16 protein-coding genes are annotated in these 16854 nt (G+C 40.3%); 15 read left to right on the top strand and 1 reads right to left on the bottom strand.

Annotation, left to right across the window (positions count from 1 at the left end; genetic code table 11):
* The first annotated feature begins 15 nt into the window (after nt 1-15).
* Complete coding sequence (locus OCV61_RS03950) at nt 16-1356, top strand: glycoside hydrolase family 32 protein (RefSeq protein ID WP_158420752.1); 1341 nt, start codon at nt 16-18, stop codon at nt 1354-1356.
* Between the two features lie 103 nt (nt 1357-1459).
* Complete coding sequence (locus tag OCV61_RS03945) at nt 1460-2026, top strand: hypothetical protein (RefSeq protein WP_158420751.1); 567 nt, start codon at nt 1460-1462, stop codon at nt 2024-2026.
* 253 nt (nt 2027-2279) lie between these two features.
* Here the strand turns inward: OCV61_RS03945 and OCV61_RS03940 are convergent, their stop codons facing one another.
* A complete protein-coding gene (locus OCV61_RS03940; RefSeq protein WP_158420750.1) occupies nt 2280-3221 on the bottom strand; it encodes a ribokinase in 942 nt (313 codons plus the stop codon).
* 241 nt (nt 3222-3462) lie between these two features.
* Between OCV61_RS03940 and OCV61_RS03935 the strand changes: the two genes are divergently transcribed.
* From OCV61_RS03935 to cbiM, 13 genes are all read left to right on the top strand, one after another.
* Entirely contained in the window at nt 3463-4488 is a 1026-nt protein-coding gene (locus OCV61_RS03935) for a LacI family DNA-binding transcriptional regulator (protein WP_158420749.1), read from the top strand.
* 290 nt (nt 4489-4778) lie between these two features.
* Entirely contained in the window at nt 4779-5825 is a 1047-nt protein-coding gene (locus OCV61_RS03930) for an ABC transporter substrate-binding protein (protein WP_158420748.1), read from the top strand.
* A 94-nt stretch (nt 5826-5919) separates the two neighbouring features.
* On the top strand, nt 5920-6705 hold the full coding sequence (locus tag OCV61_RS03925) for an ABC transporter permease (protein ID WP_158420747.1): 786 nt from the start codon (nt 5920-5922) through the stop codon (nt 6703-6705).
* Nucleotides 6702-7493: an ABC transporter permease gene (locus OCV61_RS03920; RefSeq protein ID WP_158420746.1), complete on the top strand. Its 792-nt coding sequence runs from the start codon at nt 6702-6704 to the stop codon at nt 7491-7493. The genes OCV61_RS03925 and OCV61_RS03920 overlap by 4 nt, the downstream gene beginning before the upstream one ends.
* Complete coding sequence (locus OCV61_RS03915) at nt 7472-8248, top strand: ABC transporter ATP-binding protein (protein ID WP_158420777.1); 777 nt, start codon at nt 7472-7474, stop codon at nt 8246-8248. Before OCV61_RS03920 ends, OCV61_RS03915 begins: the two co-directional genes overlap by 22 nt.
* 14 nt (nt 8249-8262) lie before the next feature.
* The gene (locus tag OCV61_RS03910; RefSeq protein ID WP_158420745.1) at nt 8263-9009 is read left to right on the top strand and encodes an ABC transporter ATP-binding protein; all 747 of its coding nucleotides are present in this window, start codon (nt 8263-8265) and stop codon (nt 9007-9009) included.
* A 12-nt stretch (nt 9010-9021) separates the two neighbouring features.
* Nucleotides 9022-10491 (top strand): sulfatase, encoded by a 1470-nt coding sequence (locus OCV61_RS03905; protein ID WP_158420744.1) that lies wholly within the window; start codon nt 9022-9024, stop codon nt 10489-10491.
* 51 nt (nt 10492-10542) lie between these two features.
* A complete protein-coding gene (locus tag OCV61_RS03900) occupies nt 10543-12027 on the top strand; it encodes a sulfatase family protein (RefSeq protein ID WP_158420743.1) in 1485 nt (494 codons plus the stop codon).
* A gap of 19 nt (nt 12028-12046) precedes the next feature.
* The gene (locus OCV61_RS03895; RefSeq protein WP_158420742.1) at nt 12047-13153 is read left to right on the top strand and encodes an anaerobic sulfatase maturase; all 1107 of its coding nucleotides are present in this window, start codon (nt 12047-12049) and stop codon (nt 13151-13153) included.
* Nucleotides 13154-13415: 262 nt separating this feature from the next.
* Nucleotides 13416-13991, top strand: a complete 576-nt coding sequence (locus OCV61_RS03890) for a chromate transporter (RefSeq protein WP_158420741.1) — start codon at nt 13416-13418, stop codon at nt 13989-13991.
* Nucleotides 13988-14557: a chromate transporter gene (locus tag OCV61_RS03885; RefSeq protein ID WP_158420740.1), complete on the top strand. Its 570-nt coding sequence runs from the start codon at nt 13988-13990 to the stop codon at nt 14555-14557. The genes OCV61_RS03890 and OCV61_RS03885 overlap by 4 nt, the downstream gene beginning before the upstream one ends.
* A gap of 28 nt (nt 14558-14585) precedes the next feature.
* Entirely contained in the window at nt 14586-15536 is a 951-nt protein-coding gene (locus OCV61_RS03880; protein ID WP_262582668.1) for an AEC family transporter, read from the top strand.
* A gap of 313 nt (nt 15537-15849) precedes the next feature.
* Nucleotides 15850-16854, top strand: coding sequence for a cobalt transporter CbiM (gene cbiM / locus OCV61_RS03875; protein WP_158420739.1), 1005 nt, complete (start codon nt 15850-15852; stop codon nt 16852-16854).

Genomic DNA, 16854 nt, shown 5'->3' with positions numbered 1-16854 from the left:
AGGAGGAGTGGAACTATGAAAAAGAATATTTTGCATTTAAAAGCTCCGGGAAACTGGATCAATGATCCAAACGGATTTATCTATTATAAGGGGCAGTATCATCTGTTTTACCAGTATTTCCCATATGCACCTGTATGGGGCACCATGCACTGGGGACATGCGGTCAGCGATGACCTTGTTACCTGGAAACATCTGGGCGTGGCACTTTTTCCCACTAAGGATTATGACAGAAACGGCATTTTTTCCGGAAGTGCCTTGGAAAAAGATGGAAAACTGTTTTTATACTATTCTGCAGTTCGCTATCTGAAAGAACAGTCTGGGAATATTCATCAGGCAGAAGGTGTAATTGAGACAAGTCAGAGTATGATCACATCTGAAGATGGTTTTCATTTCGATAACTGGAAGGACAAAAAACAGATCATTCCAGTGATCCGTGATCCGAAAATTGCAGATTCTGCGGACACCAGAGATCCGAAGGTATGGGAAGAAAATGGCAGATATTATATGATCCTGGGAAGCACTGAGAATCATCAGGCTGGACGGCTGGTGTTGTTTTCAAGTAGGGACGGGCTGTCTTGGGAATATCTGTCCCAGTGTACTAATGCCCGTTATGGACATACCATGGAATGTCCGGATCTGTTTCTGGTTGACGGAAAAAGAGTGTTTATTGGTTCGCCTATGGGGATCCAGGAGGATGGCAAGGAGTATGCCAATCATTCTGTGTGTGGGTTTGCTGATTTTGATCTTGAAACAGGAAAGCTTACTCTTGCAGATCAGTATGAACGGGTAGATTATGGTGGAGATCTGTATGCACCACAGTCTAATCTTGATAAAGAAGGCAGAAGGGTGATGATCGCCTGGATGCGTATGCCTGAGCCAGTGAATGGACCGGATGGACAGCCATGGAACGGGATGATGTGCCTTCCAAGAGAGGTAAGGATCCAGAATGAAAAGATCTGCTTTTATGTACATCCAGAGGTATGGAAGTATTTTCAGAAAGCAGAATCAGCAGAAAAGATACTAAAAGAAGGCAGCGCACTGTACATAAAAGCAGACATGAAAGAGGGAGAAAGCCTTTTTATTGGAGGTTTTGATCTGGAAATGAAACAGGGATGCATTTGTACTGACCGGCAGAAGGTTTTTGTAGAGGATTCCAGGTACAGAACAAAAAGCAGTACGCCTTATGTTGGAGAGAAAGCACAGCTGGATATTTTTGTGGAGCCAAATTTGATTGAAATTTTTGTAAATCAGGGGCAGTACACCTTAAGCAATGTGGTTTATGGACTGGGAAGTGAAATTTCCGGAAATGCTACGATCACAGAGGTTCGGAAAAACGCCATGATTAGTGAAAAGTAGCAAAATATGATAATTACAGAAATTTGGAAAAATATGGACAAAATGAACAAAGTATGATAATGTATATTTGCAGGAAAACTGCAAATAATATAAGGAGAGAGCTTTGGCTCAGACAACAGAAATGAAAAAGAGAAAATTTACAAAAGTATTTGCACTGCTTCTGGCAATGGTCATGGTACTGGCACTTCCAGTGGAAGCAAGCGCTGCAGCAAAGGTGACAGCTGTTACAAAGGAAACAAAAGCAAAAGCAGTGAAAAAGGGAAAGACAGTTGTAACACTTCCAAAGGCAACCAAGAAAAGCTCCACATACAGCTATGTGAAATTTAAAGCACCGGCAACAAAGACTTACAAGATTACACTTGGAAATCTTCGTAAAAGAGGAAGAAGTTCTGCCAGTGATATTCTTGCAGCACATAGCAGCCTGTACAAAAACGGCTATTATGGTCTTGACCGTGTGACCATTAAGCTGAACAAAAAGAAAACAGATGTAATGTATATCTGTTCTGCATACAGCTGGTCCATCAGCAAGAGCTATACTAAGAAAATCACAGCAAACACATTCCTGCCATCCAGGACAGCATCTGTTAAGCTGAAAAAAGGCGAGACCCTGTACATTGGAATGGGTAATATTGAAAGAACTAAGCTTTGCCTTGATCTGACCATTAAATGATTTCAGCCTGTATATCAGCTGGGAGTCAATCCCCCAGCTGATATAGCCTCCGGCAGGATTGCAGAGGTGCGCAGGAGAAGTATGTCATGCAATTGCATGACGCGCACCTCGCAGCAAGAATGCCGAGGCATTCTTGACAGGACTTACATAAAAAAGCGTGCATTTGTGTGGCATTATCAACCACAGGATGCACGCTTTTTTATGATTGCGTCGGAATGCTCCTATTACATAAAAACTTTCCGCGAGCATGGGACTAATTCAGATTTGGATGGGAATCCAAAAATCGGCAGATTTCTTCCGGAGTGGGGATAGAACTCTGGGCGCCTGTCCTGGATACGCAAATTCCTGCTGCTGCCTGAGCATAGCGAATTGCATCCATCATAGAAAGCCCTTTACAAAGGGAGATGGCAAGTGCAGCACCGAATGTGTCTCCTGCTGCGGTGGAGTCAACAGCATCAACTTTAAAACAGGGAATTCGGAGGGATTCTTTTCCATTATAAAGGAGAATCCCCCGGTCACCTAACTTCAGGATCACATATGTGGGAGCAGTCTTTTCATAAAGCAGCCGGGCAGCCTTGAAAGCGTTTGCATCTGTGTCCGGACAGATCCCGGTAAGGCCAAAGGTTTCGGCTTCGTTAGGAGAAATGATAAAAAGACCTTTCAGCCGTTCCAGGGAAATATCTATGGCAGGACCTGCATCCAGAAATACCGGAATGTGACGTTCTTTTGCCAGTTCTATGGTGCCATAGATGGTTTCCAAAGGCATTTCAAGCTGCATAAGAACCATATCAAAAGCCTGGGCGTCCATGGCTTTTTTTACGTCTTCCGGACAAAGGCGGTCATTTCCACCCATGGCAACATAACAGACGTATCGTCCGGTACCAGGCTCAATGGGCATCAAGGCAAGTCCGGTCTGGGTGTCTGGATCAACTACCAGATAGTCAGTATTAACGCCAGCATTTCTTAGGGATGCGGTTACTTTTTTTCCATAATCATCATCTCCAATACGGCCCACAAAGGTAGCAGAACCGCCTAGACGGGCAACTGCAAAGGCCTGATTGGATCCTTTTCCACCGGAAGCAAAACCGTATTCGCCGCATCGGATGGTTTCACCATAGGAGGGAATGCGATGGGCACCTTTTACAAAAAGATCCATATTGATACTTCCCACTACAAGAATTTTTGGCTGTTCCATATGTTTCTCCCTTTTATTATTTCAGATGTATTAGTAATCTGGAGACTGCATTTCGTCAATAGAGGGCGAAATTTGTCAGCTCTCCATTTAATATATACTCTACACCAAAACCAGCCGGTCTGGCAATGCTTTGTTTGATTGCATATTTTGTCAAAAATAATATTGCTAATAGCTGAAAATTTGGTTATAATTACAAATAAAAGGGCGATTTTTATTGTAATGTGTTATTTGGGGGAATGGAATGAATAAAAAAGGAATGACGTCAAGAGATTTTGCCAAGTTGATTGGCGTGTCGCAGTCAACGGTTTCAAGGGCATTAAATAATAGTGATCTGGTGACTCCAGAGAAAAAGGAATATATTTTGCGTAAGGCAAGGGAGTACAATTTTCAGCTTAACAGTCAGGCACAAAGCTTGCGGACAAGTAAAACAGGGACAATAGGAATAATGTTTCCAAAGCATTTTGTGGGTATGACTGAAAATTGTATGCTTGCCTATGTTTATGATCAGATCCAGAAGGAATTAAGCCATTTTGATTATGATATTATGGTTATTTATTATGATCGTGATGCTGATGATTTTTCCAGCTTTGAGAGAATTGTCCGTAAGAAAAAAGTAGATGGATTTCTTGTATTGAGAATGGAACTGTCTGATAATGAAATCAAGCTTATTGAGGAGTTCAAGGTTCCATGTGTGTTTATGATGAATGCAGGTAGTAAGATACGTGAAAACCTGAATTATTTTTTTTCAGACAGTTATTATGGAGGCTATATCGCAGGAAAATATTATGGTGGATTTCCCGAATACAGAAAAATCCATATAACAGTAAGTGATGAAAAATCGGATGCCAAGAGGCGTATGGACGGATATCGTGATGGTTTAGAAGAATGTGGATACGTTTTGGAAGAAAAGGATATCTTTAATTGTAAAATCGGAATCGGCAGTGCATATGAGTGTATCGCTAAGAATATAGAGGAGTTTACAAAAGAAAAAACAGCTATTTTTACTTATAGTGATATTGTAGGGCTTGGTGTTGTACAGGCTCTGAGGAATCTAAATATAAAAATTCCAGAGCAGGTTCAGGTATTGGGGATGGATGATGTACCGTTGTCATCTGTGTTGATACCTAAGATGAGTACAGTACATGTTGAAGTTGACACTATGGTGAGTAAGGCATGCAGACTTCTGTTGAAACTGATCAGTGGAGAAACTATAAGTGCCCATGAATGGATCAAGCCACATTTGGAAATCCGGGATACAACAATTTGATTAGAAGCGGGTTCTTTGGAACCTGCTTTTTTTATGGATTATAGATTTTGGCTGCCTGAATCAAAATGTACAAGATGCATAAAAAAGAATATAATGCAAACAAAAATAATAAAGAAATATGCAGATTCTACAAAAATAAAAAATCAAAATGTTATATATAACCAAAAAAACAGAACATAAAAGGAAACTTATTGACAATAATTATTATTTATGGTATAAATAAAACATCAAATGAATACGTATTCAAAAGCAAAAGAAGACAGTAAAAAAGAATAACAGGAGGTTTTTACATGAAGCGAAGAGTGGCATTAGTAGTAGCAACTTGCATGCTTGCAGGAACAATGGCTGTTCCGGTAAGCGCAGATGAACTGAAAGGTTCTGGAGAGAAATTGATTGTTGGAACAATGGCAAATGCACTTGGCCTTCCGGTACATTGGGCTCAGGAAAAGGGATATTTTGAGGATGCGGGCTTAGATGTAGATCTTGAGATTTTTGCAACTGGTGCACCGATCAACGAAGCAATGGCAGCAGGAGAACTGGATGTGGCTGTCAGTGGAATGGCTTCTATTTATGCCCTTGGAACAGGAATGTACACGTATATTGGCGACGGTGTTATCACAACTGGCGGCGAATCCATTTATGTAAGGGAAGATAGTGACATAGCTAAAGCAGGCGCTGATGAGGATGGAATTATTGGAAGTGCGGAAACATTAAAAGGAGCTTCCATTTTAGGGCCTCTGGCAACAACAGCCCACTATCAGGCTATTAAGTATATGGAACATTTTGGATTGACAGCAGATGATTTCAGCATGGTTTCTATGGATTATCCGCAGGCATATCAGGCATTTGTTACAGGCGAGGGAGATCTTGTTGCCAATAAAATGCCATATACCAATCAGCTTGAAGAAGAAGGTTATGTTAAAGTATGTGATATGAATATGGTTTCTGACAGTCCGATTATTGATACCATTTTCACACAAAATGATGTGGCAGAAGAAAGAAAAGATGATCTGGCACTGTTCCTGGAATGCTACTATAAAGCCTGTGAAGATATTATGGCAAATGAAGATGAGAGAAAAGAAGTTGCTGTGCAGTGGTATGCTGACGAAGGAATTACATATAGTGATTCAGATATGAGTACGGAAGTTGCAGTAAAAGATTACTTTACACGTGAAACTGTAGATACAGATGAGAATCCGTTAGGCGCATTTATGCTGAATATCGGAAAATTCTATGTAGATCAGGAAATGCTCACAGATGACGATATTAAAAATGTAGAAAATAGCATTGATAAATCTTTTATTGAAACAGTGAAAAGCAGAAATGCAGAATCCTGATAGGAAATGAAAAATCACTTGTGGGACGATTTTAATTCAATAGAATTGAAAATCAGTCCCACAAGTGATTTAAGAGAAAATATGGAGGGTAAAAATGAAACAAAAGAATAAAATGAAATATTTTTGCATTTCCGTTGTCTCAGTTTGTACAGTAATTCTAATCTGGTTTCTGTGTATCAATGTATTTCATATGAAATCAGAAACAGTATTTCCGGGACCGGTAAAAGTTTTCAATACGTTCTTAGATAAGCTGCATACGAAAGCTCCTGATGGAGCAACCTTGCAGGCACATCTGTGGTCCAGTATTAAAGTTGCCTTGTTAGGATATGCATTGGGCGCACTCGTAGGGGTACCGCTTGGTATAGCAATGGCATGGAATAAATGGGTAGACAGATTTGTAAGACCATTGTTTGACCTGGTTCGTCCGATTCCCGGACTTGCATGGATTCCAATGTTTATTTTGCTGTTTGGTATTGGAATTACATCAAAAGCATTAGTTATCTTTCTGGGTGCGTTGATTGCCTGTATTGTAAACAGCTACACAGGAATACGTCAGACAAAAGAAACACACTTGTGGGTGGGGGATGTTTTTGGAGCATCAGACAGTCAGAAGCTTTTTAAAATCGCAATACCGACCGCACTTCCAATGATTTTTACAGGACTTCGAGTAGCTCTGGGAACATCCTGGACAGCGTTGGTTGCAGCTGAACTCCTTGCATCCACAAAAGGACTTGGTTATATGATCCAGCAGGCAAGGGCAATTTCCAGACCGGATATCATCATTGTTGGAATGCTGGCTATTGGCGCAGTAGGAGCAATATTTGATGCGTTGCTTCATCTGGTGGAAATTCATGTTGCGAAAGGAATGAATGCAAAATGACAAATGGAAAAAAACTATCTGAAAAATCAATAGGTGCTGTCTGTGCAGTGGTATCCATAGGAGCATTTATCATTTTATGGTACTGGGGGACACAGGCTACACAGCTTGGATTACTCATTCCTGGACCTTTTGATGTATTGAAGGCTGTAGGCACAGGTATTGTGGGAAAAGTTGGACGCCATAGTATTCTGGCACATGCAGGATATAGTCTGTTACGAGTAATGATTGGATTTATAATTGGTTCGTTAGTTGGTGTGGTGCTTGGTCTTTTAATGGGATGGTATCGGATTGCAGAAGCGATTTTTAATCCATTATTCAGAATTATCCGTCCGATCCCTCCGATTGCATGGATCCCGATTTCTATTATTTGGTTTGGACTTGGCGAAGATGCAAAAATCTTTTTGATTTTTCTGGCATCATTTTCTAATACAACGTTGAACTCTATGGCTGGAGCCAGAAGTGTTGATCCGGAAATTGTCAATGCAGCAAGAATGCTTGGCGCAAGTGAACGTAAAATCTTTACTACCATCGTGCTTCCTGCTTCAGTGCCAAATATTTTTGCAGGATTACAAGTTGCTATTTCAAGCAGCTGGGCAACTGTACTAGCTGCCGAGATGGTAAGGTCTTCAGAAGGACTTGGATGGATGATCGTAGCCGGAATGAATAACAATGATATGATACAGATTCTTTCTGGAATCGTGATGATCGGTGTTGTTGGTTATATTCTGGCGATTATAATGCGAAGGGCGGAGGATGTATTATGCCGATGGAACAAGAGCGGAAAATAAATCACAATAATATTGTAGAATGTAAAAATGTGAGCAAAACTTTTATTACTCCGGAGGGCGAACATCCGGTAGTTCAAAATTTAGATTTAGAAGCAAGAGAAAACGAGTTTCTGGTTCTTTTTGGACCTGGACAGTGTGGCAAGACGACAATCATTAATATGATTGCAGGATTTGAAAAAGCAACAGCTGGCAGTATGAAATTTATGGGAAAAGAAATTACCAAGCCAGATTCCTCCAGGGGAGTTGTGTTTCAGTCAACTGCATTATTTCCCTGGATGACCACAATGGGAAATGTAGAATATGGATTGAAAATGGCAGGAGTTCCAAAAGCAGAGAGACAGAAACGTGCACAGAAATATATTGATCTTGTGGGGCTGAGCGGATTTGAAAAGTCTTTCCCGGTACAGTTGTCAGGAGGTATGCGGCAGCGAGTAGGTATTGCCCGTGCTTATTGTAATGAACCAAAGCTAATGCTTATGGATGAGCCATTCGGAGCACTGGATGCGCAGACAAGATATCTTATGCAGGAGGAACTGCAGAGAATTTGGGAAGCTGAAAAACGAACCGTTATTTTTGTTACAAACAATATTGAGGAAGCTCTTTACCTGGCAGATAGAATCCTGGTGCTTACAAATTGCCCAGCGACTGTTAAAAGAGAATATAAGATTGATCTGCCAAGACCGAGAAATCTGGTTTCCCCGGAATTCCTGGCTCTCCGCAAAGAGATTACCAGCATTCTGGACAGCACATTATAGGGAGATGGTATCCAATGAGTGAAAAAAAGACGAAAGTAAAAGTAAATCATCTGACAAAGAAATTTGGAGACCTGCTTGTATTAAATGATATGTCGTTTGATGTTGAGGACGGAGATCTTTTGTGTGTAGTTGGTCCTACCGGCTGTGGAAAAACAACATTCCTGAACAGTCTTACAAAGATCTATGATATCACTGATGGAGAAATTCTTCTAAATGGAGAACAGGTAGATCCAAAAAAGCAGAATATTGCATATATCTTTCAGGGAGATTCCACTATGCCATGGCTTACTGTAGAAGAAAATGTGCGCTTTGGTCTTGATATAAAGAAAATCCCTGAAGCAAGAAAAAAGGAACAGGTAGACAAATATCTGGAAATCGTAGGCCTTTCAAAATACAGAAAATATTATCCGAAACAGCTTTCTGCAAGTATGCTTCAAAGAGTAAGTATTGCAAGGGCATTTGCAACAGAACCGGAACTTCTTTTGATGGATGAACCATATGGACAGCTGGATATTGAGCTTCGGTTTAAACTGGAAGATGAACTGGTAAAACTGTGGCAGATGACAGGGACGACGGTTTTGTTTATTACCCATAATATTGAAGAGGCGGTTTATTTAGGAAATAAGATCATGGTTCTTACTAACAAACCGACTACAGTAAAGAAAACACTGATAAATGAACTTCCAAGGCCCAGAGATATTGCAGCACCGGAGTTTGTTAAACTTAGAAATGAAGTTACTGAATTAATTAAATGGTGGTAGAGAGGTGAACCTATGAGGGCAATTACTGTTATGTATGATTCTCTGAACAGAAAATACCTTCCGAATTATGGAGATAATCTGTCGATCATGCCGAATTTTCGCCGACTGGCGAAAAAAACAGTTACATTTGATAATTTTTATGTTGGAAGTCTTCCCTGCATTCCTGCACGGAGAGAACTTCACACAGGAAGATACAATTTTTTACATAGATGTTGGGGACCGTTGGAACCTTTTGACGATTCTATTGCGTCCATACTGGGAAAAAACGGAATATATACTCATTGCGTGACGGATCATGCACATTATTGGCAGGAAGGCGGAAGCACTTATCATACCAAGTTTGCATCATGTGAGATGATAAGAGGCCAGGAAGGTGATTTCTGGAAGGGAGAAGTAAAAGGGTTTAAAGAAAATATAGATCTTCATCGCCAGGATGAAATAAACAGAAAATATATGCAAGGAGAAAACCATCCGCATGTGAAAACGTGTCAGGCAGGACTTGAATTTCTCGAAAGCAATTATCAGGAAGATAACTGGTATTTACATATTGAATATTTTGATCCCCACGAACCGTATTTCGTGCCGGATAAGTACAAAAAGATGTATACAGATAAAGAACAGCCCTTTGACTGGCCTTTCTATGGAGAGGTAAATGAAGGTTCAGAAGAAGTAAGCGAAGCAAGAACCAACTATCGGGCAGTCCTTTCTATGATAGATGAGCATTTTGGTAAAATTCTGGATTTTATGGATGAGCATGATATGTGGAAAGATACCATGTTGATCGTAAATACGGATCATGGATATATGCTTGGGGAACATGGCTTTTTTGGAAAAAATTATATGCCTAATTATGACCAGATTGTCCATACACCATTCTTTATCTGGAATCCTGCCATTGGTTGTGCTGGAGAAAGACGTTCACAGCTTTGTCAGACAATTGATATTGCACCAACGATCCTGGATTATTTTGGAATTAAGCCAACACCTGATATGAAAGGTAAGTCACTTTTCCCCGTTTTAAAAGATGAAAAGTCAATTCATGATTACATTTTGTTTGGCTATTTTGGAAAGCATGTCAATATTACAGATGGAAGATATGTATATATGCGTGCAGGACGCAAAGAGAATAACAGTCTAAATAATTATACAATTGTGCCATTGCATATGTTTGAACCATTTTCTGTAGAGGAACTGCAGAATACGGATGTTGAAATGGTGAAAGATTTTGGGTTTACAAAGGGAATACCGGTTATGAAGATTCCGGCATCAGGTGCAACGTCTCCCAATAATTCGTGTTATCAGTATGAAGAGCACATGAAATACGGTGACCTGTTGTTTGATCTGAAGGATGATCCAGATCAGGATACATCTATTATGGATACAGTAGTAGAAGATAAAATGATACAGGCTATGAAAGGGCTTTTGGAAGAAAATGAAGCACCACAGGAATTGTATGATCGTATAGGGCTGAATATGAATTAGAACAAGGACTTTTTAATAATTTACTATTTTATGAACTGGGAGGATGATACTATGGCGCAGGAGAAGCCATTGAATATTGTCTGGTTTTGTACAGATCAGCAAAGATGGGATACGATTGGGTGTCTGGGTAATCCATATATTAAGACACCGAATATTGATAAATTTGTCAGTGAAGGTGTTACATTCACAAGGGCATATACACAGGCACCGGTGTGTACACCAAGTCGTTCATGCTTTCTGACAGGACGTTATCCGAGAACAACAAAAGCTTTTTACAATGGAAATGATAATTATTCAAAGGATGAAAAGCTGGTTACAAAGCTTCTTGCAGATGAAGGGTATGTTTGTGGTTTGTCAGGCAAATTACATCTCACATCCGCACAAGGCAGAATGGAGAACAGAACTGACGATGGATATACATATGTGCAGTGGAGTGAGCATCCAAATGATGACTGGCTGCATGGGGAAAACTGTTACCAGAACTGGCTGAAGGAGAAAGGCCTGAAATGGGCAGATATCTATGGTGGTAAATATACAAGCATGGCAACATGGCCGCCAACTCCGAACCCCAATTTTACCGGGAAGACAGTAGGAGTTCCAGCCGAATATCATCAAACAACCTGGTGTGTGGAAAAAGCAATCGAATTTATTGAAGAGAACAGAGGCAAGGACAGACCCTGGCTGATAAGCCTGAATCCATATGATCCACATCCACCGCTGGACCCACCACAGGAATACAAAGATAAATTGAAAGTAGAAGACATGCCGCTGCCACTTTGGAAAGAGGGTGAATTGGAAAATAAGCCGCCCCATCAGCAAAGGGATTTTTACATTGGTGGTCAGGAGGGACAGGCAGAGCCGTTTCCGGAGCTGACAGATTATGAAAAGAGAGAACATTTCCGCGATTACTATGCAGAAATAGAGCTTGTAGACGATCAATTTGGCCGATTAATGGATTATCTGGACAAGATCGGAGAAAGAGAAAATACAGTAGTGATCTATATGAGTGATCATGGCGAGATGAATGGTGATCATGGTTTATATTGGAAGGGTGCATATTTTTATGAAGCACTTACACATGTGCCCCTGATTATATCCTGTCCGTCACGGATCCTTCAGAATGTAAAATCAAATGCGCTTGTGGAACTGGTAGATCTGGCCCCCACACTGATGGAACTTGCAGGTTATGAGGTGCCGTATTTTATGCAAGGAAAGAGTCTGGTACCTATTTTAACTGGAACTGCGGACAAAGATCATCATAAGGATTCTGTTTATTCTGAATTCTATCACTGTCTGAAGGGAACACATGAAGATATTTATGCTACAATGTATTTTGATGGAAGGTACAAGATAGTGAATTACCATGGGAAGGAATTCGGGGAATTGTACGATCTGGAGAATGATCCATGTGAATTTGATAATCTCTGGAATAAAGAATCCTATCAGGTATTGAAGCATGAGCTGATCAAAAAGAATTTTGACAGTGCAATTATGAAAAATATGGATTTTTCCATGCATTTGATAAACGAATATTAAAAGGAAAAGGAATAGACAAATGCCACCAGTCAGCATTTTGATGAAACCAGCATCTGGAAGCTGCAATATGTTATGTGAATACTGTTTTTACTGTGATGAACAAAAAAACAGAACGCAGAAATCCTATGGGATGATGGAAGAAAAGACGGCTCGAAATATTATTCGCAAAGCACTTGCATATGCAGAAGGAGGCTGTGCGATTGCATTTCAGGGCGGAGAGCCAACACTAAGAGGAATTGATTTCTATTATAAAGTAGCAGAGTATGTGGAAAAATATAATAAAAAGAAGATTCCTGTTACTTATGCATTTCAAACAAATGGGACAAATATTAACGAAGAATGGTGTAGACTCTTTAAAAACTGCGGATTTCTTGTTGGAATTTCACTGGATGGGATATGGAAGACCCATAATTGTTACCGCCATGCCAAAAATGGAAAAGAAACTTTTGACAGAATCCTTGAAACATGCAAAATGTTGAAACAGTATGATGTGCCTTTCAATATTCTTACAGTTGTACATGATCAGACAGCACAATATTTGAATGAAATATATAGCTTTTATAGCAAAAAAGGATTTGATTATCAACAGTATATACCATGCATTGATCCATTGCAGCAGGAAAAAGGAAAAATGCATTATTCGCTGGATCCAGCAGAATATGGAAAGTTTTTGATCCGTTTATTTGAAAAATGGAGTGAAGATATTCATACAGGCAGATCGATTTATATCAGACAGTTTGACAATTATATAGGTATTCTTAAAGGATATGAACCGGAGGCCTGTGATCAGAGAGGCTGCTGTGGGATTCAGTACGTGATCGAAGCAGATGGAAGCGTATACCCATGTGATTTCTATATGATGGATGAGTACTGTCTTGGAAATGCCAATACGGATACTTTTGGAGAGATGGATGAAAACAGGAAAAAAATCCGTTTTCAGGAAGAATCTCTGAAAATTTCCCAGACATGTAAAAATTGCAGATACCTGAAGCTATGCAGGGGCGGTTGCCAGAGAAACAGAAACAAACTGCCAGATGGTACCTGGGAAAATTATTTCTGTGAAGGATATCGTTTATTTTTTGATACTTGTTATGATAAAATGGTTGAAATTGCACAGGATTTTTGACGGATGCCTGATTACCAACAGAAGCTTTTCTGTGCTTAATAAATCTCCTGCTTGCAGGAACAACTGCTACACAGTTTAAACAGCTGCGCATCACATTCTGATTACTTTGGTGAGGGGTGAGAGGAGTGGGATGCGCAATTTTTATAAAATAAACAGAACCTATATTTACTAAAATGCTTATATGTGGCACAATATGATTTGCAGGAAAAATGCTGAAAGCATTCATGAATTAACGTTTTTTATCAGGCCAAAGGAGTGGACTATGGAAGAAAAATCAAAAGATAAAGGTTATATATTGCGAAAATTGTTTTTTGCCTGTTTATATTTAAGCACATTTACATTTGGCGGCGGTTATGTGATTGTGACTTTACTAAAAGAGAAATTTGTGGATCATTACCATTGGATCGATGAAGAAGAAATGCTGGATCTGGTAGCCATCGCACAGTCTTCGCCAGGAGCCATTGCGGTGAATGGAGCGATCGTAGTTGGGTACAAGCTTGCAGGCATACCAGGAGTGCTAGTCTCAACTCTGGGGGCCATTATACCGCCTATGGTGATTTTATCCTTAATTTCGGTATTTTATAATGCGTTTTGCTCTAATTATTATATTGCTGCATTATTAAAAGGAATGACTGCAGGTGTTGGTGCAGTGATCATGTCAGTTGTGTATGACATGGGGAAGAATGTTGTAAAATCAAAGGACTGGATAAATATCCTGATCATGGCTGTCAGCTTTTGCTGCAGTTACTTCCTTAACATTAATATTATTTTCATTATATTAGCAACGATCGTATTTGGAATTGTCCGCACGGTAATAAAGGAGAGAAAAGAAAAATGATCTATCTTCAGCTTTTTTTTAGTTTTCTTCAGGTTGGAGCGTTAAGCTTCGGCGGTGGATACGCAGCAATGCCGCTGATACAGGAACAGGTGGTGAATTTGCATGGATGGTTATCTATGAATGCCTTTACCGATCTGGTAACAATTGCAGAAATGACACCTGGCCCGATTGCAGTAAACGCAGCTACCTTTGTAGGTATGCAGATTATCGGACCACTAGGAGCTGTGGTTGCAACACTTGGCTGTATTCTTCCATCCTGTGTGATGGTGACTTTATTGGCACATCTTTATACAAAATATCAAAATGTATCTGTGTTTCAGGGAACCTTGGCTTCTCTTCGCCCGGCAGTTGTAGCTATGATTGCGAAAGCGGGAGTGACCATCCTGATTTCTTCTTTTTTTGTCAACGGAACGATACAGCTTATAAGACAAAATATATGTGTACGGATGATGGTGTTTTTTGGGATCGCATTGGTGCTGTTACGGAAGTTTAAGGTAAATCCTATATTAGTCATGGTGTTGTGCGGAGTAGCAAATGTGGTTTTTTCTATGATTGCAGGTGTGTGAACAAGCTGCCATAAACAAAAGGAAGGATATGAGGAAGGAAGTGTATGAGATGAAGGTTCTGGAAATTATTATGCCTGTGCTGGTTATGATCCTGCTTGGCATCTGGTGCAGAAAGAAGAATGTATTAACACAAAGCGGTATTGACAACATAAAAAGTCTGGTTACAAATATTATGCTGCCTGTGGCTATTTTCCATGCGCTGGCAACAGCAGAGTATACAGGAAAAATCGGTATGCTGGTAGGGATCATGTTTGTGATGCTGCTGATTTCTTTTTCGGTTGGATTTTTACTGAAACCATTATTGGAAGAGCCATATAAAAAATATCTGCCCTACATGGTCTGTGTATACGAAGGGGGAATGATGGCCTATCCACTATATACCAGTTTGTGCGGCAGTGAACATCTTTCCCAGATTGCTGTATTGGATATTGCAGGACTGCTGTTTGGCTTCAGTGTATATATGGGAATGCTGGGACAGACTGAAAATGGAGGAAAGATTAGTGCAAAGGCACTGTTTTTCAGTGCAGTAAAAACTCCTGCATTTGTAGCCAGCGTTTTGGGAATTGCAGCCGGATTAACCGGGATCATTTCAAGGCTTGTTGAAAGCTTTTTTGGAGGTGTTTATCTTAGCGTTGAAAATATTCTTACCACTTCTGTAACTTCCATGATCCTTCTTGTGGTAGGGTACAGTATGGAGCTGACCCGAGAACTGATCAGACCATGTATAAAGACAATTGTACTTCGCGTTTGCGTCCAGGCGGTGATGATGGCAGGGGTTCTTCTTGCTGTCCATTTTCTTATAGGAAGTTCACAGCTTATGGATCTGGCCATCATTCTGTATATGTCTGCACCAGCTACTTTCAGTATGCAGACATTCCTGAATAAAAAAGAAAGCAGTGCATATGTATCTACTACAAATTCCTTGTACTGTATTGTGTCAATTCTGGTATATATGGTGCTGGCGTTGATTATTTATTAGGATTACCGCTGTATCAGGGAAGAAAAAGATCACAGCAGTGGGATGGTTCAAAATGCGTCAGCAATGCTTGCAAGGACGGGACTTGTGGGTGATATATTAGATATTGATATAGCCGAAAAATAGCGAAAGAAATAGGATATTCATGGGACAGCAGCTGCCACCTATGAAAAAATAACAGGCATATATAACAGATTGGAATGCTTTCTTATCCCCTGGGGTGGGTTGTTGGCACTTTAATGTGGTGCTACAATATAGCCGATTAAGAGGCGCGCACCAAATAAAATAAAGTTTTCACAGGGAAAGGAAGTATATTATGCATATACCTGAGAACTATTTAAGCCCATCAACCTGTGCAGTTATGGCAGCAGCCATGGTTCCTGCATGGGGGTATTCAATCAACAAAGTAAGAAAGGAAATACCAAAGGAAAAAATGCCGCTTCTTGGTATTGGCGCTGCTTTTTCATTCCTTGGAATGATGTTTAATGTACCACTTCCGGGAGGTACTACAGGGCATGCAGTAGGAGGAACGCTTATTGCAATTCTCACAGGAAGTCCGTCAGCAGGATGTATATCAGTATCTATTGCGTTGCTGATACAGGCATTGCTTTTTGGTGATGGAGGGATTCTCGCATTTGGAGCGAATTGCTTTAATATGGCTTTTGTACTGCCTTATCTGGGATATTTCCTGTATAAATTGCTTCTGAAAAAGACAGGAAAGCGTAAACTTAGTGCTGCAATCGGCTCCTATGTGGGGATCAACGCAGCTGCTTTTTGCGCAGCTGTTGAATTTGGAATACAGCCTTTGTTATTTAAAGATGCGGCGGGACAGGCGCTTTATTGTCCATATCCTCTAAGTGTGTCTATACCGGCGATGATGATCGGACATATCACTTTATTTGGTCTGGCAGAGATTGTGCTGACAGTAGTAGTGTTGGCATTTGTAGAAAAAGTATCTCCTTCCGCATTGGATGCAGTTCCGGATAAGACTTCTTTTAAACCGTTGTACGCATTGACCGCAGTGCTTATCGTACTGACACCGATTGGTCTTCTTGCCACAGGTACAGCCTGGGGCGAATGGGGTGTTGATGAAATGGCAACGCTTGTCAGTGGAGGTGTAAAGCTTGGGTATACACCATCAGGAATGAAAAGTGGATTTGAGCTTTCGACCTTGTTCCCGGATTATTCGATGGCCGGTATGCCGGAATGGACAGGATATATACTTTCTGCTGTTGTAGGCGTGGCAATACTGGTGATCTTTTTTAAGATCGTTTCTTCTCTTATGAAGGACAAGGTTGATTTCAAAAAGAAAGCGGCATAA

The organism is Blautia ammoniilytica, assembly GCF_025566965.1.
Taxonomy (GTDB): Bacteria; Bacillota; Clostridia; order Lachnospirales; family Lachnospiraceae; genus Blautia_A; species Blautia_A ammoniilytica.
The sequence above is the reverse complement of the archived record's forward strand: the minus strand, read 5'-3'. Positions and strand labels throughout refer to the sequence as shown.